General features: G+C 53.2%; 20 protein-coding genes. 13 read left to right on the top strand and 7 right to left on the bottom strand.

The window, feature by feature from the left end; translation table 11 throughout:
• The first annotated feature begins 231 nt into the window (after positions 1 to 231).
• The 3 genes from hmsP (at position 232) to AC1DUO_RS04980 (ending at position 5,575) form a co-directional block, all read left to right on the top strand.
• The gene (gene hmsP / locus AC1DUO_RS04990) at positions 232 to 2,214 is read left to right on the top strand and encodes a biofilm formation regulator HmsP (protein WP_119261076.1); all 1,983 of its coding nucleotides are present in this window, start codon (positions 232 to 234) and stop codon (positions 2,212 to 2,214) included.
• 236 nt (positions 2,215 to 2,450) lie between these two features.
• Positions 2,451 to 3,734: a dicarboxylate/amino acid:cation symporter gene (locus AC1DUO_RS04985; RefSeq protein ID WP_013573460.1), complete on the top strand. Its 1,284-nt coding sequence runs from the start codon at positions 2,451 to 2,453 to the stop codon at positions 3,732 to 3,734.
• A 326-nt stretch (positions 3,735 to 4,060) separates the two neighbouring features.
• Positions 4,061 to 5,575 carry a M16 family metallopeptidase gene (locus tag AC1DUO_RS04980; RefSeq protein ID WP_112151973.1) on the top strand — a complete coding sequence of 505 codons (1,515 nt, stop codon included), beginning with the start codon at positions 4,061 to 4,063 and terminating at the stop codon, positions 5,573 to 5,575.
• A gap of 172 nt (positions 5,576 to 5,747) precedes the next feature.
• On the opposite strand, the gene kdgK is transcribed toward AC1DUO_RS04980, so the two are convergent.
• A complete protein-coding gene (kdgK, locus tag AC1DUO_RS04975; RefSeq protein ID WP_119261077.1) occupies positions 5,748 to 6,686 on the bottom strand; it encodes a 2-dehydro-3-deoxygluconokinase in 939 nt (312 codons plus the stop codon).
• A 193-nt stretch (positions 6,687 to 6,879) separates the two neighbouring features.
• Complete coding sequence (locus tag AC1DUO_RS04970; RefSeq protein WP_013573463.1) at positions 6,880 to 7,083, bottom strand: 2-hydroxymuconate tautomerase family protein; 204 nt, start codon at positions 7,081 to 7,083, stop codon at positions 6,880 to 6,882.
• Between the two features lie 323 nt (positions 7,084 to 7,406).
• Here AC1DUO_RS04970 and pdeH point away from each other — a divergent pair, with 323 nt between their 5' ends.
• Positions 7,407 to 8,183: a cyclic-guanylate-specific phosphodiesterase gene (pdeH, locus tag AC1DUO_RS04965; protein WP_013573464.1), complete on the top strand. Its 777-nt coding sequence runs from the start codon at positions 7,407 to 7,409 to the stop codon at positions 8,181 to 8,183.
• 211 nt (positions 8,184 to 8,394) lie between these two features.
• Entirely contained in the window at positions 8,395 to 10,449 is a 2,055-nt protein-coding gene (locus AC1DUO_RS04960; protein WP_013573465.1) for an AsmA family protein, read from the top strand.
• Positions 10,450 to 10,500: 51 nt separating this feature from the next.
• On the opposite strand, the gene AC1DUO_RS04955 is transcribed toward AC1DUO_RS04960, so the two are convergent.
• The 4 genes from AC1DUO_RS04955 to AC1DUO_RS04940 all read right to left on the bottom strand — a co-directional run bounded on the left by AC1DUO_RS04955 (position 10,501) and on the right by AC1DUO_RS04940 (position 15,049).
• Positions 10,501 to 11,271 (bottom strand): CDP-diacylglycerol diphosphatase, encoded by a 771-nt coding sequence (locus AC1DUO_RS04955; RefSeq protein WP_013573466.1) that lies wholly within the window; start codon positions 11,269 to 11,271, stop codon positions 10,501 to 10,503.
• 59 nt (positions 11,272 to 11,330) lie between these two features.
• The gene (locus tag AC1DUO_RS04950; RefSeq protein ID WP_013573467.1) at positions 11,331 to 12,653 is read right to left on the bottom strand and encodes an MFS transporter; all 1,323 of its coding nucleotides are present in this window, start codon (positions 12,651 to 12,653) and stop codon (positions 11,331 to 11,333) included.
• A 287-nt stretch (positions 12,654 to 12,940) separates the two neighbouring features.
• Positions 12,941 to 14,065 (bottom strand): inner membrane protein YhjD, encoded by a 1,125-nt coding sequence (gene yhjD / locus AC1DUO_RS04945; protein ID WP_013573468.1) that lies wholly within the window; start codon positions 14,063 to 14,065, stop codon positions 12,941 to 12,943.
• Positions 14,066 to 14,149: 84 nt separating this feature from the next.
• Positions 14,150 to 15,049, bottom strand: a complete 900-nt coding sequence (locus tag AC1DUO_RS04940; RefSeq protein ID WP_014411462.1) for a LysR family transcriptional regulator — start codon at positions 15,047 to 15,049, stop codon at positions 14,150 to 14,152.
• Between the two features lie 126 nt (positions 15,050 to 15,175).
• On the opposite strand from AC1DUO_RS04940, the gene AC1DUO_RS04935 reads away from it, so the two are divergent.
• A complete protein-coding gene (locus AC1DUO_RS04935; protein ID WP_013573470.1) occupies positions 15,176 to 15,934 on the top strand; it encodes an SDR family NAD(P)-dependent oxidoreductase in 759 nt (252 codons plus the stop codon).
• Between the two features lie 3 nt (positions 15,935 to 15,937).
• On the opposite strand, the gene AC1DUO_RS04930 is transcribed toward AC1DUO_RS04935, so the two are convergent.
• The gene (locus tag AC1DUO_RS04930; protein ID WP_013573471.1) at positions 15,938 to 16,684 is read right to left on the bottom strand and encodes a flagellar brake protein; all 747 of its coding nucleotides are present in this window, start codon (positions 16,682 to 16,684) and stop codon (positions 15,938 to 15,940) included.
• A 331-nt stretch (positions 16,685 to 17,015) separates the two neighbouring features.
• On the opposite strand from AC1DUO_RS04930, the gene AC1DUO_RS04925 reads away from it, so the two are divergent.
• The 7 genes from AC1DUO_RS04925 to AC1DUO_RS04895 form a co-directional block, all read left to right on the top strand.
• Positions 17,016 to 17,594 carry a cytochrome b gene (locus AC1DUO_RS04925; protein WP_013573472.1) on the top strand — a complete coding sequence of 193 codons (579 nt, stop codon included), beginning with the start codon at positions 17,016 to 17,018 and terminating at the stop codon, positions 17,592 to 17,594.
• Between the two features lie 31 nt (positions 17,595 to 17,625).
• Positions 17,626 to 18,168: a tetratricopeptide repeat protein gene (locus tag AC1DUO_RS04920; protein ID WP_013573473.1), complete on the top strand. Its 543-nt coding sequence runs from the start codon at positions 17,626 to 17,628 to the stop codon at positions 18,166 to 18,168.
• Between the two features lie 80 nt (positions 18,169 to 18,248).
• On the top strand, positions 18,249 to 18,704 hold the full coding sequence (locus tag AC1DUO_RS04915; protein ID WP_240433017.1) for a sigma-70 family RNA polymerase sigma factor: 456 nt from the start codon (positions 18,249 to 18,251) through the stop codon (positions 18,702 to 18,704).
• The gene (locus AC1DUO_RS04910; RefSeq protein ID WP_119261079.1) at positions 18,701 to 19,477 is read left to right on the top strand and encodes an anti-sigma factor family protein; all 777 of its coding nucleotides are present in this window, start codon (positions 18,701 to 18,703) and stop codon (positions 19,475 to 19,477) included. Before AC1DUO_RS04915 ends, AC1DUO_RS04910 begins: the two co-directional genes overlap by 4 nt.
• Positions 19,478 to 19,783: 306 nt before the next feature.
• Positions 19,784 to 21,433, top strand: a complete 1,650-nt coding sequence (locus AC1DUO_RS04905) for a malate:quinone oxidoreductase (protein ID WP_013573476.1) — start codon at positions 19,784 to 19,786, stop codon at positions 21,431 to 21,433.
• 376 nt (positions 21,434 to 21,809) lie between these two features.
• Complete coding sequence (gene mqo, locus AC1DUO_RS04900) at positions 21,810 to 23,462, top strand: malate dehydrogenase (quinone) (protein ID WP_119261080.1); 1,653 nt, start codon at positions 21,810 to 21,812, stop codon at positions 23,460 to 23,462.
• 133 nt (positions 23,463 to 23,595) lie between these two features.
• Positions 23,596 to 23,759 (top strand): transposase domain-containing protein (locus tag AC1DUO_RS04895; RefSeq protein ID WP_477986730.1); only part of this gene is annotated, 164 nt, incomplete at its 3' end.

The following is a 23,759-nucleotide window of genomic DNA, read 5'->3' as shown; positions in this document are numbered from 1 at the left end:
ATGTTCTTATGCTGTGAATTATTCGATTAACCTGAGTAATGTATGTTTTCTCTAAGTTGAACAACATAAAGAATATTCATTGTAGGTGTGTACCGGCAAACATGTTGTTTTTTATAGCCAAAACTTCGTCTTTAACCTCGAAATAACACGTTATAAGGTATACTGCGCACAAGTACCGTTTATGCCCGGATGGGCGCGGAAAATCATGTCGGTGGTAGATGGAGAATTAAGTTGCGGGTCAGGCGTTCATTAACGATTAAACAGATGGCGGCCGTGTCGAGCATTGCGGCCATCACCATTTGTATTTTTATCGTCATCCAGCTGTTCCACTTTGTACAGCAACGGAGGGACGATTACGCCCAGCAACTTGAGAATATTGCGCATTCTGTTCGGGTTCCGCTCTCGCAAGCCGTGCTGGATGTTGATCTGGAAGAAACGCAGGACATTCTGAATACGCTGCAACCGGTGGGCATTCTGAGCCGTGCCGACGTCGTGTTACCCAATCAGATCGCCGCACTGCATACGCATTTCCCACCAGGCCGCCCGGTGCCGCAATGGGTGACCCGCGGTTTCAATCTGCCGGTGACAATCTCCGTACCTCTCTATTCTGCGGCTGCCAGCCCTAAAGCCCCCAAACCCCTGGCTTATCTGGTCCTTCAGGCTGATTCCTACCGCATGTATCAGTTCATCATCAGCGCGCTCTCGACCATGCTGACGACATATCTGTTGCTGGCGCTGATCCTGACCATTTCCGTGAGCTGGGTTATCAACCGTTTGATCGTGAAACCGCTTCGCGCGATTGCCAGCGATCTGGAATCCCTGCCGGAAAGCGAGGTGCCAGGCCATCAGCTAACCCTGCCGCAACGCCACGAAGACGATGAGATCGGCATGCTGGTGCGCAGCTACAACCGCAATCAGCAACAGCGGGAGAAGCCGCAATGCACTGCCCGTGAAGGACTGCTGCCTTCTCAAACCATGCTGAATAATGAAGAACAGTTTATGCAGCATCTGGAACACCGCCTGCATTGCGCTGAACCGCAAAAAAGTTTCCACCTGCTGTTAATCGGCATTGAAAGCCTGCGCGATGATGGCCATGTGGATTGCCCGCTGATCTCTTCCATCATGAATGTGTTGCCTGAGAACTGCCTGCTGGCGCGCCTGAGTTATAACGAATTTGCTCTGCTGGCGGCGGATATTCCGCGGCCCTTTATGGCGATGCGTCTGGCGCGGCAAATCATGGAGCGCATCAATGCGCCGCAGGAAAGTCATGCTGGCAATATGTCTCTGCATCCGACCGGCAGCATCGGCATCGTGCAATACACCGGCGAATTCCCGGTGAGTGCGCAGCAACTGATGGTGAATGGTCGTGCGGCCAGAGTCTCGGCCTATCAGCAGGGGAAAAACCAAATCCTGTTCTTCGAGCCGGAACTGACCGAAAAAATTCAGAAACGCTTACTGCAGGAAAACGAAATCCTGCATGCGATGGAACAGAATGATTTCACGCTGTTTATCCAGCCGCAGGTGAATATGGCAACCGACACGGTGGTCGGGGCGGAAGCCCTGCTGCGTCGTAAAATGGCCGATGGAAGTTACGGCCTGGAAAGCGATTTTATTGTGCTGGCCGAAGAAATCGGCGTCATGAGTCAGCTGGGTTACAAAATTCTTGAGCTGGGCTGTCAGATCCTGGCGGACTGGCAGCAACGAGGCATTCCCCTGCCGCTGTCAGTCAATCTCTCCGGCGCGCAGGTACAGCAGCGTAACTTCCTGCCGGAACTGCGCAGCCTGCTGAGCCGTTACAAAATTAATCCGGGACAACTGGTGCTGGAAATCACGGAAACGGCCCGCATTGATGATCTCGATCGCGCGCTGCTGTTGCTCAGCGAACTTCGCGCCGTGGGTGTTTCCATCGAGCTTGATGATTTTGGTCTGGGTTACTCCGGGCTGGAATACCTCAACCGGCTGCGCACATTGCCTATTGATGTCATCAAAATTGACCGCAGCTTCGTCAGCGTGCTGCCGCAGGATGAAGTGATGGTGAATATTGTGGCCTCGATTGGTCGCGCCATGAATATTCAGCTGGTAGCCGAAGGCGTAGAAACTGAGGAACAACGTCAGTGGCTGCTTAAGGAAAATATTCAGCTCGGACAAGGCTATTTATTTTCCGCGCCGCTTTCCAAAACTGACTTCGAACGGAAATTCTGCCAGCCTTCCTGACCTGTACCACGGACAGGAAAACCTCTTCTTGTCCGGCATTTCCCCCTCCTGACGCTTTTTTTACTTACATTACTTCCTGCTGAATCCTTTCCGCTCCGGTTTTTCATGACTCGTGATTGCGGAGGGAAACGAAATATTTCCATCATGTTGTGCTTGTGTTATTTACCTGCTGCCACTCATTACCTTTGACCTTACAAAAAATAGAAGTCGGCGCAATCACTTCAGGATGGGTATTCATGAAAAAATCACTCTTCAGAAGCCTGTATTTTCAGGTGCTTTTGGCTATTACCGTCGGTGTTCTTCTGGGGCATTTCTACCCTGAGATTGGCGCTCAAATGAAACCACTTGGTGATGGTTTTGTTAAATTAATCAAGATGATCATCGCGCCGGTGATCTTCTGTACTGTCGTCACCGGTATTGCGGGTATGGAAAGCATGAAAGCGGTCGGCCGCACCGGTGCGATTGCGCTGCTGTACTTTGAAATTGTCAGTACACTGGCGCTGATCATCGGGCTGGTGATCGTCAATATTGTACAGCCGGGAGCCGGGATGAACGTGGATCCTGCCGCGCTGGATGCCAAAGCGGTAGCGGTTTACGCCGAGCAGGCGCAAAGCCAGGGCATCATTCCGTTCCTTCTGGACGTGATCCCCTCCAGCGTGATTGGGGCATTCGCCAGCGGGAACATTCTTCAGGTGCTGCTATTTGCTGTGTTGTTTGGCTTTGCGTTGCACCGTCTGGGCCACAAAGGCCAGCTGATTTTCAATGTGATCGAAAGCTTCTCTCAGGTCATTTTCGGCATCATCAATATGATCATGCGCCTCGCACCGATTGGCGCATTTGGGGCCATGGCGTTTACCATCGGCAAATACGGCGTCGGTTCGCTGGTGCAACTGGGACAACTGATCCTGTGCTTCTACCTGACCTGTATTTTGTTCGTGGTGGTGGTGCTCGGGCTTATCGCGCGCTTCACCGGTTTCAGCATCTTCAAGTTTGTGAATTACATTAAAGAAGAGCTGCTGATCGTGCTGGGCACGTCATCTTCTGAATCAGCGCTGCCGCGCATGCTGGATAAAATGGAGCGTCTGGGTTGTAAGAAATCGGTGGTCGGGCTGGTCATTCCGACCGGCTATTCCTTCAATCTGGACGGCACCTCGATTTATCTGACGATGGCAGCAGTCTTCATCGCGCAGGCGACCAATACCCATATGGATATCTGGCATCAGATCACCCTGATTGTGGTGCTGCTGTTGTCTTCAAAAGGGGCGGCAGGCGTAACGGGCAGCGGATTCATCGTGCTGGCGGCAACGTTGTCTGCTGTGGGCCATTTACCGGTTGCAGGACTGGCACTGATTCTGGGCATTGACCGTTTCATGTCCGAAGCGCGTGCGCTGACCAATCTGGTGGGTAACGGCGTCGCCACCATCGTGGTCGCAAAATGGTGTGATCAGCTGGACGAAGGGCAGTTAAAAGCGACCTTAAACGGCCAGAAAGGTCTGACCGAAGCCGAAAAGTCCGCCTGAAATTTCTGAAATATGGTGGCTGAATGGATGAAAATATTGAGAAAGGTTTCTAAAAACGCATTTATTTAGCCCCAAACCCACCTAATATCCACCGGTTACTTGATGCAACCGGTGGATTATCTTCATAATATGTCCCTCAAATGCCTCATCTGGCGTTCGTTCCCATAATATTTTTGCGGGCTGCGTGACATTGCGAAAAATGCGCGGTCTAACGAAGGGCTGTATTTTCCGTCCTTAAACTTACGCATTCAATTCCTGTGGGCCAGTCGACCGACACCGGCAGGACAGCATATTGAAAATTGGATTGTCATTACGTAGGGGTTCACATGCAGGGCACCAAAATCCGTTTACTCATTGGTGGATTGCTGCTGGCAGCAGCCGCAAGTCATGTGCAAGCTGAAGCATTACAACCAGATCCGGCCTGGCAGCAGGGGAAACTGGACAATGGATTTACCTGGCAGTTGCTGACCACGCCGCAACGCCCGAGCGATCGCATTGAATTACGCCTGGTGGTTCGCACCGGCTCGCTGGCGGAATCAGCCCAGCAAACGGGCTATGCCCATTTCCTTCCCCGCCTTGCGCTGATGCACAGCGAAGGCTTCAGCACGGCTCAGCTCCAGTCTCTGTGGCAGCAAAGTATCAATCCGCAGCGGCCCTTGCCGCCAGCGGTCAGTTCTTATGATTTCACGATGTACAACCTGAGCCTGCCCAATAACCGTCCTGAGCTTCTGAAAGATGCTCTGAACTGGCTGGCAAATACGGCGGGCAAAGTGTCTGTCACCCCGGCGCTGGTGAGTGCAGCCCGTCAGGAATCTCAGGATCCGGTAGGTTCTCTGCCTCAAAATACGCAGGATGCCTGGTGGCGTGCGCGGATGGCCGGTTCGACGCTGGTTGGTCACAATCCAAACCATTTACCGACCAAACCTGTCAATATCGAGGCATTAATCAAATTTTATCATCAGTGGTATACGCCTGATGCGATGACGTTATTTGTCGTCGGTAATGTCGACAGTCGTGGCCTGAGTGAACAAATCAATCGCACGTTCTCGTCACTCAAAGGCAGCCGCCAGACGCCGCAGACGTTGCCCACGCTGTCTGAAGTGACGACAAAATCCATGACCGTCATGGATGAAAATCTGACTCAGGATCGTGTCTCATTAATGTGGGATAACGCCTGGCAGCCCATTCAGGATTCACAGGCACTTGCCGCATACTGGCGCAGTGATCTAGCCCGCGAAGCGTTGTTCTGGCATTTGCAGCAACAACTGAAAAGTGCGTTTGAAACCAAAAAAGACACCCCGGCACCTGGCCCGGGGCTGGGTTTCGACTGTAATGTGCAATATCAGCGCGCGCAGTGTGCAATCCGCATTGAAGCACCGCAGGCTAAGCTGACGGAGTTGTTTAAACGTTTGTCAGAAGAACTCCTGGCTGTTCGCGATAAAGGCATTTCTCAGGCTGAATTTGACGCACTGATTGCGCAGAAAAACGATCAGCTGAGCAAACTGTTCGCGACTTACGCCCGTACCGATACCGATGTGCTGATGAGCCAGCGTTTGCGTTCCCAGCAAAACGGTGTGGTAGATATCGCCCCAGAACAGTATCAGCAATTGCGTCAGCAGTTCCTTTCCACGCTGACCCTGCCGGTGCTGAATCAGGAACTGAAGCAACAGCTTTCCCGCGCTCCTGCGTTATTAGTGGCGCAGCCAAAAGGGGAACCTGAGGTGAATGCCGCAGAGCTGCGGGCGGTTTATGACAAGATAATGGCACCGGTGGAAACCGCGCCTGCGGTTGATGCCCCTGCGGGGGATGTGCCAGCGGCATCGGCGACGACTGTGCAATAAGTAGATCGTTGAGTAAGAATTCGGTCGGCTCCCTCCCCTGCGAAGGGGAGGGTTGGGGTGGGGTATTAAGGTCTAAATCAAAAAGTTTAAGTGTGCTTTAGCAAAGAGTTAGTCATTAAAACCCCCTCCCAGCCTCCCCCTTCGCAGGGGGAGGAGTAAAGAAAAACTCCCCTTATGCCCGCCCCGGCATAAACTCCATCGGAATGATCGCACCGCGATGCTGGATAACCGTACTCGCTGTTTCATGTCCACGCACTGCGGCTTCCACCGCGCTGCCACCGGTGAGCCTCACCGCCAGATAACCGGCGCTGAAGGAATCTCCTGCTGCCGTCGTATCAATGACTTTCTCTTTCGGCAATTTCACCGCAGGGACATCATGCAACTCGCCTTCAGCGCTGGAGACGATGCAACTGTCGGCTCCGCGTTTGACGACCACTTCGCTGACGCCCAGCGCATGGGTGCGCGCAATCACGTCGTCGTACGGCTTCTGGCCCCACAACATATCTTCGTCATCGAGGGTCAGAAAGGCGATGTCGGTGCAGGAAAGGATGGCGTTATACGCGGCCTGCGTCTGTTCTTTGCTGGCCCACAGACGCGGACGGTAATTGTTATCGAAAATCACTTTGCCACCGCGTGAACGGCAGGCTTTCAGCAAGGTCATCAGACGGTCACGGCTTGCGTCGCTGAGGATCGCCAGACTGATACCGCTCAGATACAGATAATCAAATTCTGCCAGTTTCTGGCAAATCTCTTCGGATTGCGGACTGTCGAGCCAGTAGCGCGCGGCAGCATCATTGCGCCAGTAATAGAAGGTGCGCTCGCCGGTGCTGTCCGTTTCAATCACATACAAACCGGGTAACTTGTTTTCAAGGCGCTGGGTCAGATCCGTGTGAACCCCTTCCTGCTGCCAGGCCTGCAACATTTCATTGCTGAAACTGTCATTGCCGAGCGCGGTGACGTAATGCACGTTCAGCGCATCAGGGGAAACCTGGCGGGAGATATAAACAGACGTGTTCAGCGTGTCGCCACCAAAACCGCGGTGGAGCGCATCGCCTTTCTGAGATAATTCGATCATGCATTCGCCGATAACGGCAATGTTTTTGCTGGTCATGGTACCTGGCCTATGTCTGAAGCATTAAAACGAAAGGAAAGAAAAGACCGTCATTATTGCGCTCTAGTCTCTTCATAAGAATGCGGTCAGTCAAATAAATTAAAACAAGGTTTTATTTTTGTAGGCGGCAGGCAAAAAAACGAAGAAAAAACGAGGGGAAAAGTGGAAGCGTCAGCACTTCCACCTGAGGCAGTTACTTATTTTCCTGACGCAGTTCGGTCACCGGACGGCCACCCACTCCCCAGTTATCGGTGTCAACCTCGTCAATGACGACCACGGTCGTCGCCGGATTTTTGCCCAGCGTGTCCACCAGTAATTGTGTCACCCCGGCGATCAGCGCTTTCTTCTGTTCAGCTGTCGCGCCTTCGCGGGTGATTTTGATATTAACGTAAGGCATTTTTTTCTCCGGCTTGTGAATGAGGCGTCAATAAAATATTCAGTGCTTCCACTGTAGAGCCTGTGTAAAAGAACTTCCAGCCCGGCTTTTTGGCTGATTTAGGCGCACAGATTGTAAGGTTATATCGAGTGATTAAAGTTTCCCCGCGCAGCGCCGATAGATAACTCTACTAAAGAAAGCCAGGAAACCGGGCTACTTTGCCTCCATGAAACACAGTGTTCTGCGAACACACGCTGTTGACATGAATCACATTGTAGTCACGCGACACATGTTGCCGCATGTCCCCCTGATTATCTGATTCTTATTCATGACGGCAGAAAAATATGATAACTAAGATGATGTTAGGGCTGATTACGCCTTCTTTTACCGCCATAGAGCGCGTAAAAGCACAGTCTTACTGGCGTCAGTGTCAGAGAGTGTACCGTTTTCAGCCTATTTATCGCACCACAGGAAAGCTGTTGGGAATTGAATTGCTGACAGGGATTTTTCACCCTGCGAGCCCGCACAAATTCATTTCGCCGGAAGAATATTTTGTCGCGATCGCTGTGGGCAAACGTTTGCAAATCGTGCAGGAGCAGCTCGACCTGTTGCAGCGCTGGCAGCATCTGTTCATTGAAAACGAATTACTGGCGTCGATTAACGTAGATGGTCAGGTACTGGAAATGCTGCAATCTGATTCGGCGCTGCGCGCGCAAATCAGCGCGATGCCGTATGTCCGTTTTGAACTGGTTGAAAGCGCCGAAAATGCGCTGAGTATCCCGCTGTCGCAAATCGAGCAATCTGACCGGTTGTGGCTCGATGACTTTGGTCAGGGTATCGCTAACTTCTCTTCCTTCACCACCTGGCATTACGAATACATCAAAATCGCCCGCGATCTGTTTATTTTGCTTGGCCAGAGTGAAGAGGGGTCACGGCTGTTTTACACGCTGGTGACGCTGATGAACCGTTATAGCAAAGGCGTGATTATTGAAGGCGTTGAAACGGCCTCTGAATGGGCGATGGTCTGCAATTCTGATGCGCTGGCGGCACAAGGCTATTATCTGGCGCGCCCCACCATTTTCGACAATCTGGATAATCTGCCCATACATTTCAAAGGATAATGGATCACGCCTGACCTGCTGAGGCAAACTCTCAAAGTTGCTGGTGACTCGTTGTGGTGTGATGCATTTTCATTTCACTGATTTAAAAAGCATTACCTTCCGACTTCCTGCCTGATATGCCCCCTTCACGAATGCCCCTTCCTGCAAGCTGTTGAGAATTCTACTATGGTTAAAACTTAGGATTGGTTAACTGTCTGAAAGGAACAGATTTATGACGCGCACAGGTAAAGTGATTTCCTGGGTTGTGGGTGTGATTATCATTGCGTTGATTGCTGTCGTGATTTTCATTGCGACATTCGACTGGAACCGCCTCAAACCGACCATCAATCAAAAAGTCAGCACCGAACTGAACCGCGCATTCGCGATCCGCGGTGATTTAGGCGTGGACTGGTCGCGTCAGAAAGACGAAGCGGGGTGGCGCGCGTGGGTGCCGTGGCCGCATATTCATGCTGAAGATATCGTGCTCGGTAACCCTTCCGATGTGCAAACCGGCGAAAAAGACGCGCAGATGGTGAAACTCGCCCGCGTTGACGCCAGCATTGCGCCACTCGCCTTACTGCATAAAGAAGTGCTGATCCCGCGTATATGGCTGAAACAGCCTGATGCCTCATTGCTGCGTCTGGATAATGGCAAAAATAACTGGACGTTCAATCTCGCCAACAGCGATACACAGGATCCGGCGCAGCCGCCGTCTGCCTGGTCATTTACGCTCAATGATATCGTGTTTGATCGCGGGCAGATTGACTATAAAGACGCGAAACTGAAAGCTGATTTCCGCGCCGTGATTGACCCGCTGGGCAAACCGCTGCCGTTCACGGAAGTGGTCGGTGATAAGAAAGATGCACCGAAAACCAAAACCCCGCCTTATGTGTTTGGCTGGAAAGTTGACGGTAAATACAACGGTGAATCGCTTTCCGGCAGCGGCAAAATCGGTGGCATGCTGGCGCTGAAAGACCCGGATGTGCTGTTCCCGTTACAGGCAGATGTCCGTTCCGGGAATACGCGGGTGGCCGTCGCGGGGACATTGCAGGATCCGATGAATCTCGGGGGGCTGGATTTACGTCTGAAATTCTCCGGCCAGACGCTGTCTGACTTGTATGGCCTGACCGGCGTGCTGCTGCCGCAAACGCCACCGTATTCCACCGACGGGCATTTATCGGCGACGTTGCATGATAAAGACGGCGCAATTTACCGTTATCAGAACTTTAACGGTGAAATCGGCGACAGCGATATTCACGGCTCACTGACTTATCAGGCCGTTAAACCGCGACCTAAACTGACCGGTGAGGTAGTTTCAAAACAGCTGCGCTTTGCTGATCTGGCTCCGCTGATTGGTGCCGATTCTAACCAGGACAAAGCCAAACGTGGTGAAACTACCCGGCAGCCTGCCGACAAAGTATTGCCGGTGGAGAAATTCGATACAAAAAGCTGGCGGGTAATGGACGCTGATGTGAAATTCAGCGCCAAACGTATCGAGCATGGTAAATCCCTGCCACTGAGCGATTTGAGCACTCACCTGAAACTGACCGACGGCGAGATCCTGCTCGACCCGCTGCGTTTCGGTCTGGCTGGCGGTAATCTGAATTCCACCATCCGCCTCGAAGGTGACAAATCGCCGATGCAGGCGCGCGCCGATATCCATGCCCGTAAACTGAAGCTCAAACAATTGCTGCCAAACGTACAGTCAATGGAGCGCAGTCTGGGCGACCTGAACGGTGACGCCACGCTGACCGGCACCGGGAATTCGGTCGCAGCGCTGCTCGGTACCAGCAACGGTGATATGAAAATCCTTATTAACGATGGCGTGATCAGCCGTGGCCTGATGGAACTGGCAGGGCTGAATGTCGGTAATTACGTGGTGAGTAAACTGTTCGGCGATGATGAAGTGGCGATCAACTGCGCGGCCGCCAACGTCAATGTGAAGAACGGACTGGTCACGCCACGGCTGTTTGTGTTCGATACTGAGAATGCGGTGATTAACATTACCGGCAACACCAATATGGCAACCGAACGGCTGGATCTGTCGATCAACCCTGAAAGCAAGGGCGTGCGTATCCTGACCTTACGTTCACCGCTGTATGTTCGCGGCACCTATAAAAATCCGGATGCCGGCGTGAAACCAGGGCCGCTGATTGCCCGCGGTGCCGCAGCCGTCGCGCTTGGCGCTGTCGTTGCCCCGGCTGCCGCGCTGCTGGCGTTGATCTCTCCAAGTGATAATGAAGAAAACCAGTGCGGCCCGATCTTGCAGCAGATGAAACAGAAGTAATCGTGTTGGATTAACGCCTCCCCCTGCGAAGGGGAAGGCCGGAAGGGGGCTTTAAGGCTGAGGCACCGGATCCAGTACCGCACATTTGTGGTCCTGGATTTCTTCGGTGGAGGCGTTATTGAGTTTGAGTAAGTCACGCTCGCTGGCGAGCAGCAGGAAATCGCCGCCCGGCAGGCTGACCATCGCCATGCCGAAATGTCCCATCTTTTTATCGGCTTCAGGTACGCCTTCGGCCAGAAGCCGGAAAGCGCCTTTCTCATTCAGCTCAGCCTGCGTCACTTTACGCGCCAGATAGGTGTGTCCGAGCAGCTTATCCGGCAGTTCCTGCCAGTTATATCCCATCTGCCCGCCATCTTTGCTCAGCGTGGTTTTTACCTGTGGCAAAAGACAGGAGATGTGGATGTGCAGCTGATTCTGCGACCGTCCGTATTGCGAGTTAATCGCCAGCGAGACATTGCTGTCATCAATCGGTTTACCGTATTTATCCGCCATAAAATGCCGCGCATTCCATGCCTGGCTGAAAAAGTTTGGCGTTGACGGTTCCAGCAACGCAGGGCTTTCCATACCGGTGATCCGCGCGGTCGGCATCAGCAAATATTGCAGCGGGCCGTTCAGATCTTTCAGCACCACAAAACCCTGTTGTTCATCGACCTGCGCGCAGGGCTCAGGTTTGCCCGTGCTTTGCTGATTCGGCACGCATTTTTTGCTGATGATGTTCCACAGAGCGTTGGGATTGGAGGTGTGTGGCCAGAAATACCAAAAGGCCGCAGTAATAAGGATAAGCAGGATCAGAACAGGCAGGATAAATCGACGCAAGCGCATAAGAGACCTTCGCAGAAGGCACCGTGCCGGGCGCAAACCGGGCACGGTATCCGGGTCAGTTACAATGACTGATGGGCGGTTTCTTTGGACAGCAGCAGCGCGATCAGCGTCAGCGTTGCCATTGAAGCCAGATAAACGCCCACATAGAACAACCCGTAATGGGTTGCCAGCCAGGTGGCGATGTACGGCGCGACAGATGCGCCCAGTATCGAAGACACATTATAGGAGAAGGACGCGCCGGTATAGCGAACTTCTGTCGGGAACAGCTCCGGCAGCAGCGCACCCATCGGACCGAAAGTCAGCCCCATCACCATGAAACCACACAGCAGGAATACCATCACCAGCGCCTGTGAACCGGCACCCAGAATGGTCGGGAAACACAGGGCGAAGACGATCATCAGCAGCGTAATACAAATCATGGTTTTGCGACGGCCAAACTTATCCGCCAGCTGACCGGCAACCGGCACCATCACGCCGAAACCGACCACGCCGATCATCAGCATCAACAGGAATTCATTGCGCGGAATGCCCAGCCCGACCGGCTTTGCGGCAGTGCCGTAACCCAGTGAATACACGGTCATGATGTAGAACAGCGTGTAAGTCGCAACCATGATAAAGGTGCCGAGAATCGTCGCCTTTTTATATTTAGTGAACAGCGTGCCGATTGGCACTTTCACCTGTTTACCGGCTTTGGCAATTTTGGCAAATACCGGTGTTTCGTGCAGGGAAACGCGCACATACAGACCGACGATCACCAGTACCGCAGAAAGCAGGAACGGCACACGCCAGCCCCAGGAAATAAACTGTTCGTCGGTCAGCAGCCACGACAGCAGCAGGAACATGCCGTTCGCGAAGAAGAAGCCAATCGGTGCGCCAAGCTGCGGGAAAGAGCCGTAAAGGGCACGTTTCTTCGCCGGTGCATTTTCAGTCGCGAGCAGCGCCGCGCCACCCCATTCACCGCCAAGGCCCAGACCCTGACCAAAACGCGCCAGCGCCAGCAGCATCGGTGCAAATACGCCAATGGTTGCGTAGGTCGGCAGCAGGCCGATCACCACGGTAGACACGCCCATCGTCAGCAAAGAGGCCACCAGCGTGACTTTACGTCCGACGCGGTCGCCGAAGTGGCCGAACAGCGCGGAACCGATCGGCCTGGCGACAAAGGCGATGGCAAAGGTCGCGAGAGACTGTAGCGTGGCCGCCGTCGGGTCACCCTGCGGGAAGAAAATGTGCGGGAAAACAATCACCGCAGCAGTGGCATAGATATAAAAGTCGAAGAATTCAATGGCCGTACCGATAAGCGATGCCACGATGACTTTGCTGCGGGAGTTCTGACTCACCAATTGCGCGTCAGCTTCTAATTCTGGAGTGATAGTGGCTTGCATAAGTGTTTCTTATTTGTAATGAGTGGGAGGGATCTAATGTAAATAAATGTATATCGAAAAGGCATCTTATGCAGAGCGCGGCGGTATTTCAACGCAGCGGAAGCCGCGAAAAAAGGCGTTTAAAGCCGGATCGGGGGATTATTTTATCAGGGCAGGATTTCGCCAGTCATAAGTTTGGCGAATGGGTAAAAGGCAGAGCAACTGACTGCAAAACCGCAAAATAAAAGTACGGCTCTCAGTCAGTTATTCTGGTTTTCACGGCGGCGCCATGCCTGACTTAGCATTATTCACTGCTTTTTAACTTCATCTTCAGCATTAACTGTGGATATATGCATTTCGTCTGGCACGATGAGGTTGTCCGGCGTGTATTCACTGTCGTTTTCCGTGGCATTTTTCGCGTGTTTGGCGGCTTTTTGCTTCGGATCCGGCATCGGCGGGTCATCTTTGTATTTCGCCGTCGCTATCCACGCGGCGACAAACAACGTCAGGCGGGCGAAGAAATAGAAGAAAGCCATCAGGCCGATCACTGAACCAAAGGCTGCGCCGGAAGGTGAGGTCGCCAGCTTCGGCAGTGTCATGGTCATCACGAATTTAATCACCTCAAAACCCATCGCCGCCAGCAACGTCCCGCGCAGCAGCGCTTTTTTGCGTGGTTTGTGGCGCGGCAACATCCAGAAAATCCACAGGAACAGCAAATAGTTAGCGGCAATGGAAATCACCAGCGTGATACTGGTCATCACCGGGCGGAGCCAGTCAATGCCACCCAGACCCAGCGCATCGACAATGGTTTTTTGCGCGGCACCGGCAATCGACGTCAGCGACAGCGTGATAATCAGCGCCAGCACCAGCCCGGTCAGGGAAATAAAATCGCGAATATAGCGGCGGTAAATTTTCTCCTGATCCTGCGGATTACGCTCCCAGACATCGCGCGACTGGGCACGGATCGCCTCGCGCAAATTCCCCATCCAGCTCACGCCGGAGTAAAGCGCAATCAGCAAACCGGATAACCCCACGGCAGTACGCTGCTGGATGGCAGTATTTACCGTGCTTTTCAGCGTATTCGCCAGATTCGGGTCGCTGATGCTGTTGACGATTCGGTTGATCAGTTCTGCCAGCAAATCAGGATTTGAGGCCAGCACAAAACCGACCGCAGCGAAGGACACCATCAGAATCGGGATCAGCGACAGAAAGGAGAAATAGGTGATGGCCGCGCCAAACTGGCTGCCAAGGCGATCGTTAAAGCGTTCCGTGGCACGCAGCAAATGTGCCACCCAGCCCCAGGACTGCACGTATTCCACGAGTCGTGAAAATCTGCCGATGTTTTTATCCACCGTCTGATTGCCGGTTTTGATGTTGATCAGCGGGGTCGGTTTTTCCTGTGTGGCCGGTTCTTGTTTTGAAATGATGGGCATTGATCCATGTTGTCCTTAAAAATTCATCCGGCCTTAAGTATAGACGCCTGAGCGGTGAGGGCTAAGCCAGAGGCGTCTGAAAGCTCAGGCAATGAACGTTTGGGTGATATCGGTCAGCCAGTCCATAAACACTTTAACGCGGCGTGACAGATTCAGACGATGGGGATAAACCAGCGTCACCGGCATTGGCGGTGCACGGAACTGCGGCAAAATACTGACCAGCTGACCACCCGCCAGCGCGTCGCGTACACCAATCAGCGGAACCTGAATGATGCCCAGGCCGTTGATACAGGCGCTGACGTAGGTTTCGGTGCTGTTAACCGTCACCGCGCCGCCGCTTTTGACCGTTTTCACCTGTTTGCCGTCGAGATATTCAAAGGCCGACGTATGGCTGCCGAGGATTTGTTCATAATGCACCATGGCGTGTTGTGCCAGCTGGTCAGGGTGATCCGGCGTGCCGTAGCGGCGCAGATAACCGGGGCTGGCGCAGTTAACCATGCTGAGATGCCCCAGCGGACGCGCAATCAGCCCGGAATCTTTAAGGGTGCCGGAGCGGATCACACAGTCAAACCCTTCCCGCACCACATCCACGCGGTGATCAGTGCAGCTCAGTTCAATTTCCAGCGCCGGATAACGGTTAAGAAACTCCGCCAGACGCGGTAACACCAGATGCGTCGCCATACCGGTGGTCATATCAACCCGCAAACGTCCGCTGACACTGGCCGGATTCGACTGAAACATCGATTCCAGTTCATCCATGCTGGCCAGCAACTCTTTGCAGCGCTGATAAAACACCTGTCCGTCCTGTGTCAGTTGTACGCGGCGCGTTGAACGGTGCAGCAAACGTGCCGACATCCGCGTTTCCAGTTGCTGCACCAGCCGCGACACACTGCCTTTGGGCAATCCCAGGCTTTCAGCCGCGCGGGTAAAATTACTCAGTTCAGCGACGCGCACAAACACCTGCATTGATTGAATTTTATCCACAATTTGCCTGATTGTTGTTGAGAATGAGACAGTGAAAATCATTATGGCTCATTTATCACTCTGCGGTAATCCAATAGGCTGTGTTTCATCCGATGCAGAAGGTACAAAAAGCCAATGAGGTCAGATATGAACCGTAAAATCGCAATAGTGACCGGCGGAAGCCGTGGTTTAGGTAAGAATGCCATTGAAAAGCTGGCAAAAAAGGGCGTTGACGTGATTCTGACTTACCACAATCAGGCCGCTGCGGCACAGGAAGTGGTGATTTCTGTCGAAGCACAGGGTGGAAAGGCCGTTGCGTTGCAGCTCAATACCGGTGAGTCCGGCAGTTTTGATGGCTTTGTTGTGCAGGTAAAAGCGCAACTGCAACAGGTCTGGCAGCGCGATACTTTTGATTTTCTGATCAACAATGCCGGGGTAGGTTTACATCAGTCTTTTGCCGATACTACCGAAGAACAGTTTGATCTGATGATGAATGTCCATCTGAAAGGGCCGTTCTTCCTGACGCAAAAACTGTTACCGCTGATGGCCGACGGAGGCCGCATCCTGAATATCTCCAGCGGGCTGGCGCGTTTTGCTCTACCGGGCTCATCGGCTTACGCCATGATGAAAGGGGGCATCGAAGTGCTGACCCGCTATCAGGCGAAAGAACTCGGCGCACGCGGGATTACCGCCAACGTGCTGGCTCCTGGCGCAATTGAAACGGATTTCAGTGGGGGTATGGTGCGCGATAATCCGGATGTGAACAGACTGGTTGCCAGCAATACTGCGCTGGGCCGCGCCGGTTTGCCGGATGATATCGGTGATATGGTGGCGCTGATGCTCAGTGATGAAGCGGGCTGGATGACCGCCCAGCGCGTTGAGGCCTCAGGCGGTATGTTTATCTAAACGTTAATCGTGCTGGAAACGCTTCGCTTTCATATGCTGCTGTTTTTCCAGCTCAAAAATCGCCCGTTGCAGGTCGCGTTCCTGCGCGGGTGATAAATTCGGAAACTTAAAACTCAGCCGCTGCGACGTCACGGTTTCGCCTTTATTGCTCACCGATTTACGCACCATCGCGCCGAGATACTGCAGATCTAATGTAAAGGTTCCCAGCTCCGCTAGCTGAATCAGCGAATCTTTCAGCATTGACCCGCTGGTGATTTCCGGCGGTGTAGCCCCTTCAATCTCCAGCCCCAGCCCGCCAAGTGAGATATCACGCACGCGATAAGCAAACTCAGAGGAATCAGGCAATATTCCGCTGCAACGGAAATCCGACATCCGCGGCACACTCACGCGGAAATACTCACGGCGCTGAATGAAATACAACACGGGCGGAAGATCGCAGGTAAATGTCGGCAAACCTTCATAGCTGACCTGGCGGACTCTGCTGCAGGAAAACTCAACCTTGGCACCGGCCGGTTCCGCAACAAACGTCAGTGTGCCGGCTTCAGCGGCCAGAGTGTTCTCGTAATCTGAACTGCCCAGATCGAACAGGAACTGATGGTTGTCAGCATCAACGTCCAGAATTTTACTGATAAATTGTCCGCGGGAATGGCTGACCATGACCAGGGTCTGGTTCTTCTTTAAGTCTCGCAGAACGGACAAAATTGCCAGCGTGTTCCGCTTCGCAAACGACTCTTTCGATACTTCGCTCACCTGCCACACCTCATAAGAAATAAATGCAAAATTATGGCGCAGCCGTTGACGTATAAGGCGCCCAATACGGATTATCGGCCACTCAGAGCAAAACTTTATCGCGCAATAACGTCTATTTTGACCCGCAAAAAGGGACATTCCGGGCGCGCAGGGCGCTGTTTGCGCGTCTCTGATTTATATATAGGCTATCTTTTCGCGTTCTGATGCCTATTTTCTCCTCAATTTTTTTCATTTAAAACCTCACCGGAGAAAATTATTTCCCTTCACGGCGAATAAAAATCGCTGCTCAGGTGTTTACCTTTATATCGAACACTGACGGGCACGGTTTTATATGCAAACTTCATCTTCTGTTCTTCGCAGCCGTTACGACGGCCTGACTATTTTGCTGCACTGGCTGACGGCCCTGGCCGTCATCTTCCTGTTTGCCAGCGCGCATATCTGGGAAGTGCTGGAGCGCGGCACGCCGCTGCGCAAAGGGCTGCAATCGGTGCATATCTCGGTGGGGATACTGCTGGCGGCGATTATTATCGGGCGTCTTTTATGGCGTTTGTTTACCGTCAGCACCGGTCGCAGTAAACAGCAACCGGTCGCCATGCCGACGCTGATGAAAGCCGCCGCGCACCTGACCCATCTGGCGCTCTATCTATTGCTGGTCGCGCAAATCATTCTGGGCTTTTTATTCCGCTGGTCGCAGGCCGAACCGTTCTACTTCTTCGGTTTATTCCCCATTCCTGACGTGTTCAATTTCGACAGTGTGATGACCAGAACTTTCGGTTCGTTGCACAACAACGTTGCCTGGGCGCTGATCATTATTGCGGGTATACATGCGCTGGCGGCACTGTTCCACCATTACGTTCTCCGCGACGGCATTTTGCGCCGCATGTTACCGGGCAGCACAAGCCGCCCGTAAGTCATCAGTTAATTCCCTACAGGACATCATTATGAAGACAAAAACGGTAATACAGGCGCTGTCGGTTGTGTGTCTGGCGGGCAATCTGCTGTTTTTCAGCGCCGCCGCTAACGCGATGGGTGATGATTCCGACGCTAAAAAAACGCCGGACTGCCCGAAGGGGCAAATCTACGACAGCAAAACTAAGAGCTGCATGGTGGATAAAGGCAGCATGATTTCCGATCAGGATAAAACGCAGTACGCTTATCATCTGGCGAAAACCGGTCGTTATCAGGAAGCGCTGACGGTGCTGGATACGCTGAAAGATCAGAACACCAAAGAAGCCTGGAACTATCGCGGCTATGCCACCCGTAAACTCGGGCGCACCGACGAAGGTATCAGCTATTATCAGAAGTCGATTGCGATTGACGCGAAGTATGCCAAAGTCCGGGAATATCTCGGCGAGGCTTATATGATTAAAGGGCGTCCTGATCTCGCCAAAGCCCAGTTAGCGACCATCAAAGGCTTGTGCGGCACCGGCTGCGAAGAATACCGCGACCTGAGCGCCGCCATCGACGGTCATCCGGAATCCTGATCACGGAGAATCGATAAATCTCACCGGCAGACTTACGTTCTGAACTGAGCCAGTGCCTGTCACGTCTGTGGCGCTACGCGATGGTACTGTCGCGCAAGCATGATGTGGCGGACGATCTGGTGCAATCCACCTGCGTGCGGGCGCTGGAACGCTGCGCGCAGATTAAGGACAGCACCGGTGTGGACCGCTGGCTCTTTTCTATCCTGCACTCCATATGGGTTAACGAACTCAGGGCGCAGTACGTCCGTCAGGGGCAGGGTTTTGCTGATGTTGATGAAACGCAGGCGCCCGCCGATACGCTGTCTTTCGAGGAGCGTCACTGGCATACGCAGGTTATGCAGCGGGTGAACCGGCTGCCGGAAGCCCAGCGCAACGCAGTGTTTCTGGTGTATGTCGAAGGTTTCACCTATCAGGAGGCGGCGATGACGCTTTCCGTCCCCATCGGTACCATCATGAGCCGTCTGGCGACCGCCCGGCTGACGCTGGCAAAAGACGCCGGTACCGCCACACAATCGCAGCAGGGAGAGAAAAAATGACCCGTGAAATCCCGGCTGCGCCTTACGCCGATGAAGTTCTGGTGGCATACCTCGATAACCAGCTAAGCGAATCTCAGCGTGCAAAATTTGATGCACAACTGGCGCAGGACGACGTGCTGGCGCAGCGGCTGGCGCAGATGTCACGCAGCAATTTACCGTTCCACGACGCCTTTGGCGCGATGTTGCAGGAAGCGCCTGTCGGGAAATTACAGGCTGCGCTCGATGCTGTCCCTGACGCACGGATTGCCGGTTCGTCCGGATTCAGCCGTCGCGCACTGCTCGCCGCGTCGTTAAGCTTTCTGGCCGTCGGGCTGCTGGGTGGACGTTATTCCACGCTTTTTGCTTCTGACGATAACTGGCGTGCGCGCGTGGCGGATTACATGTCGCTGTATACCGCGCAGACGCTGGCGGATGTGGATGATTCTGCCGGACAACAAAAAATCCAGCTCGCGCGGGTGCAAAACACCTTAGGCATTGCACTGAGCCCGGCGGCGCTGGCGGTGCAGGGCGCGGATCTGAAAGATGCCCGTATGTTGCATTATGACGAATATGACATCGCGCAAATTACCTATCTTGACGCGCGGTACGGCCCGATGGCGCTGTGTATTACGCGCAGCGAGCACAGCGACAATACGGCATTGCAGCGAGAAATCCGCCGGGGAATGAACGTGGTTTACTGGCGCAATGCCGGTTACAACTTCATGCTGATTGGCCACAGTCCGGCACCGGCTCTGGCCGCGCATGCCGCGGCTTTACAGGCGAATCTGGCCTGAATGATTTCGTCACGTCACTAACTTATGTAATTATTTAAAGTATTAAACTATTTTTAATACACGTAACGATAATGTTAAATTGTTTACGAAATCTCGATAATATGAGTATTCGGTAACATTTGTGTGGTTGATTTGTCGTTCTTCGCCGCGGTTTTCGTTGCTCCCCATTATTGTCCTTTCATACTCTGTGGAAATAATCGCTTATTTCCCACCGCACCGCCGGGTTGTTGATTTCGTTTATCCAGAAGAAATCTGGATAGCTTTCACCTGCAAAACTAAAACTAAACATTCAGAGAAACAGACGTCATGAGAAAGATACTCGCCATGATCCTCTGCCTTAACGTGGTTGCTTTCAGCCAGTCAGCGTTGGCAGAAGATGAAAAGCCCGTTGATGTGTTACTGATCGGCGGCGGCATTATGAGCGCGACGCTGGGGACATACCTTCAGGAATTAGAGCCAGACTGGTCCATCGATATGGTTGAGCGTCTGGACGGCGTAGCGCTGGAAAGCTCCAACGGCTGGAACAACGCCGGTACCGGCCACTCTGCGCTGGCAGAAATGAACTACACACCGGAAAAAGCCGACGGCAGTATCGATATCTCCAAAGCGGTCGAAATCAACGAATCCTTCCAGATTTCCCGTCAGTTCTGGACCTATCAGGTTGAGAACGGCGTGCTGCACAACCCGCGTTCCTTCATCAACAGCACGCCGCACATGAGTTTTGTGTGGGGTGATGACAACATCAATTTCCTGCGTAAACGTTTTGCGGCATTGCAGCAAAGCACGCTGTTCCGTGGCATGGAATATTCAGAAGACCCGGCGCAAATCAAACAGTGGATCCCGCTGGTGATGGAAGGGCGTGATCCGGCGCAGAAAATCGCTGCGACCCGCATTCCGATTGGTACCGACGTAAACTTCGGCGAAATCACCCGTCAGCTGGTGGCCTCGTTGCAGAAGAAGCCTAACTTCTCCCTGAGCCTCGGTCATGAAGTGCGCGACATTAAACGTAACCCGGATAACACCTGGGACGTGACCGTTGCCGACCTGAAAAACGACGGCAAAGAAAGCGTTATCAAAGCGAAATTCGTGTTTATCGGTGCGGGCGGTGCGTCCCTGACGCTGCTGCAAAAATCCGGTATTCCGGAAGCGGACAACTATGGTGGCTTCCCGGTGGGTGGCGAATTCCTGGTGACTGAGAACCCGGACGTGGTGAAACGTCATCTGGCGAAAGTGTACGGGAAAGCGTCTGTCGGCTCACCGCCGATGTCCGTTCCGCACCTCGATACCCGTATTCTGGATGGCAAACAGGTTCTGCTGTTCGGGCCGTTCGCCACCTTCTCCAGCAAGTTCCTGAAAAACGGTTCCCTGTGGGATCTGTTCGGCAGCGTGAATTTCTCCAACATCATGCCGATGACCCACGTGGGCATCGACAACTTTGATCTGGTGAAATATCTGGTCAGCCAGGTGATGCTCTCCGATGACGACCGTTTCGATGCATTACGTGAATACTTCCCGGATGCGAAGAAAGAAGACTGGCGTCTGTGGGAAGCCGGTCAGCGTGTGCAGATCATCAAAAAAGATGAGAAAGAAGGCGGCGTTCTGCGTCTCGGCACCGAAGTGGTCAGCTCGAAAGACGGCAGCATTACCGCGCTGCTGGGCGCTTCTCCGGGCGCATCCACTGCGGCACCGATCATGCTGCACCTGATGGAAAAAGTGTTTAAAGACAAAGTCGCCACACCGGAGTGGCAGGCCAAACTGAAGGAAATCATCCCTTCTTACGGCACTGAACTGAACGGCAACGTGGCGGCAACCGAGAAAGAACTGGGCGACACCAGCCGCGTTCTGATGCTCGACAACCCGCAACCGAAAGCGGCGGAACCGGCTCCGGCGGCGGACAATTCTTCAGCTCCTAAAAAGGGCGAAGAGCAGAAACAAGTGGCAGACGTCGCGTTGTAATCTGATTCCGTAAAAAGTGATCGTAAAGGCGCGGGCAACTGCGCCTTTTTAACATCTCGCTTTCACCACAAAACCCGATTTAGCACGAATAGCTCGTTCTTTGACCGACCCAAAGCCCTCCGGAATTCCTTTGCAAAACCCTTCAAATCCAGCGGTGACGCGGCCTGAAGCGCTGTCCGGTATCCCGTTTGCCTGTTTTTTTGAAACGTTAAATCCTTTTTTAATTTTTGTAGTGATAATGTTATATTCGTAGCCATCATTTGAAAAAATGAAGTTTCAGTAACGATCCCGCGTGTTTTTTTGCTAATTTCTTGTTCGATAGTCACAACAACGATTCATAACAGAACAGAACTGAACATTTAGAGAAACAGACGTCATGAGAAAGATACTTGGTATGCTTCTCAACCGTGACTCACTGGGTGCCAGCGAGCCTGCGGCCGCAGAAGACGAAAAATCCGTTGATGTATTGCTGGTCGGCGGCGGAATTATGAGTGCTACCCTGGGGACCTATCTCCAGGAACTCGAGCCGGACTGGTCAGTCCATATGATTGAACGCATGGACGGCGTGGCGCAGGAAAGTTCCAACGGCTGGAATAACGCCGGTACCGGCCATTCCGCGCTGGCAGAAATGAACTATACCCCGCTGATGCCCGACGGTTCTGTCGATATCACCAAGGCCGTGGCGATCAACGAAGCCTTCCAGGTTTCCCGTCAGTTTATGGCGTATCAGGTGCAGAAAGGCGTGCTGAATAACCCGCGCTCGTTCATCAACAGCGTGCCGCACATGAGCTTTGTCTGGGGCGATGAGAATATCGATTTCCTGCGCAAACGTTTTGCTGCGTTGCAGGAAAGCACGCTGTTCCGCGGGATGGAATATTCGGAAGACCCGGAACAAATCAGACAATGGATCCCGGCAGTCATGGAAGGCCGTGATCCGAAGCAAAAAGTTGCCGCGACCCGCACCACCGCAGGTACGGACGTGAACTTCGGCGAAGTGACCCGCCAGCTTGTCGAGGCGTTGCAGAAGAAATCCAATTTCACGCTGGCAAACGGTCAGGAAGTGCGCGATATCCAGCGCAATCCGGATAAAAGCTGGCGCGTGACGATTACCGATCTGAAACACAGCCACAAACATCGCGTGGTGAATGCGAAATTCGTGTTCATCGGCGCGGGCGGTGCGTCCCTGACGCTGCTGCAAAAATCCGGCATTCCGGAAGCGCGTGAATACGGCGGTTTCCCGGTCGGCGGTGAATTCCTGGTGACCGAAAATCAGGATGTGGTGAAACGCCATCTGGCGAAGGTTTACGGCAAAGCGGCCGTGGGCGCGCCACCGATGTCCGTTCCGCATCTCGACACCCGCATTATTGATGGCAAACAGGTTCTGCTGTTCGGGCCGTTCGCCACTTTCTCCAGTAAGTTCCTGAAAAACGGTTCCCTTTGGGATTTGTTTGGCAGTGTGAACAGTTCCAACCTGTTGCCGATGACACATGTCGGCATGGGTAACTTCGATCTGGTGAAATATCTGGTCGGGCAGGTGATGCTCAGCGATGAAGACCGTCATGCCGCACTGAAGGAATTTTTCCCCGAAGCCGAGCAGAAAGACTGGAAACGCTGGGTGGCCGGACAACGTGTGCAGGTCATCAAAAAAGATGGCAAACACGGCGGCGTATTGCGTCTGGGCACTGAAGTGGTGAGCGCAAAAGATGGCAGTATTGCGGCGTTGCTGGGTGCATCACCGGGTGCGTCAACCGCAGCGCCGATCATGATGAAACTGCTGGAAACGGTCTTTAAAGAAAAAGCCGCGAGCCCGGAATGGCAGGCCAAATTCCGGGAAATCATCCCGTCTTACGGCACTAAACTGAATGGCAATATCGAAGCGACCGAGAAAGAGCTGCTGGAAACCAGCCGTATTCTGCAACTGGAAACGCCGTCGATGATCACCACGCCGGTCGCCGACGTGGTTCAGCTGCGCCCGCTGGATGTTCAGGCCAAACAAGAGCCAAAACAGCCTGCGGATATCGCTTTGTAAGTTCTGCGCTGTAAGTTCTGGTGCAGAAAAATAAAAACCGCCTCTTCAGGCTAATGCCGATCGTTTAAGGATCAGTTGACCGATCCGGTGGCTCGTGTAAAAAGGGTTCATGCTCATCATGGACCCTTTTTAAATGGAACTTTCACAAGCTCTCGGTATTATCAATCTCACTGCCCCCGATGAAGTTCAAAGCCTCGCTGACCTCCTGTCTCCTGACCTCATTCAGCAAGCTTTTTCTCTCACTGACACCGTCACCCTACGCAAGCGTAAACTCCCCCTCGAGTCCATGGTCTGGCT

The organism is Rahnella sp. P4_A8, from assembly GCF_056402435.1.
This window is presented reverse-complemented; position numbering and strand designations above follow the sequence as displayed.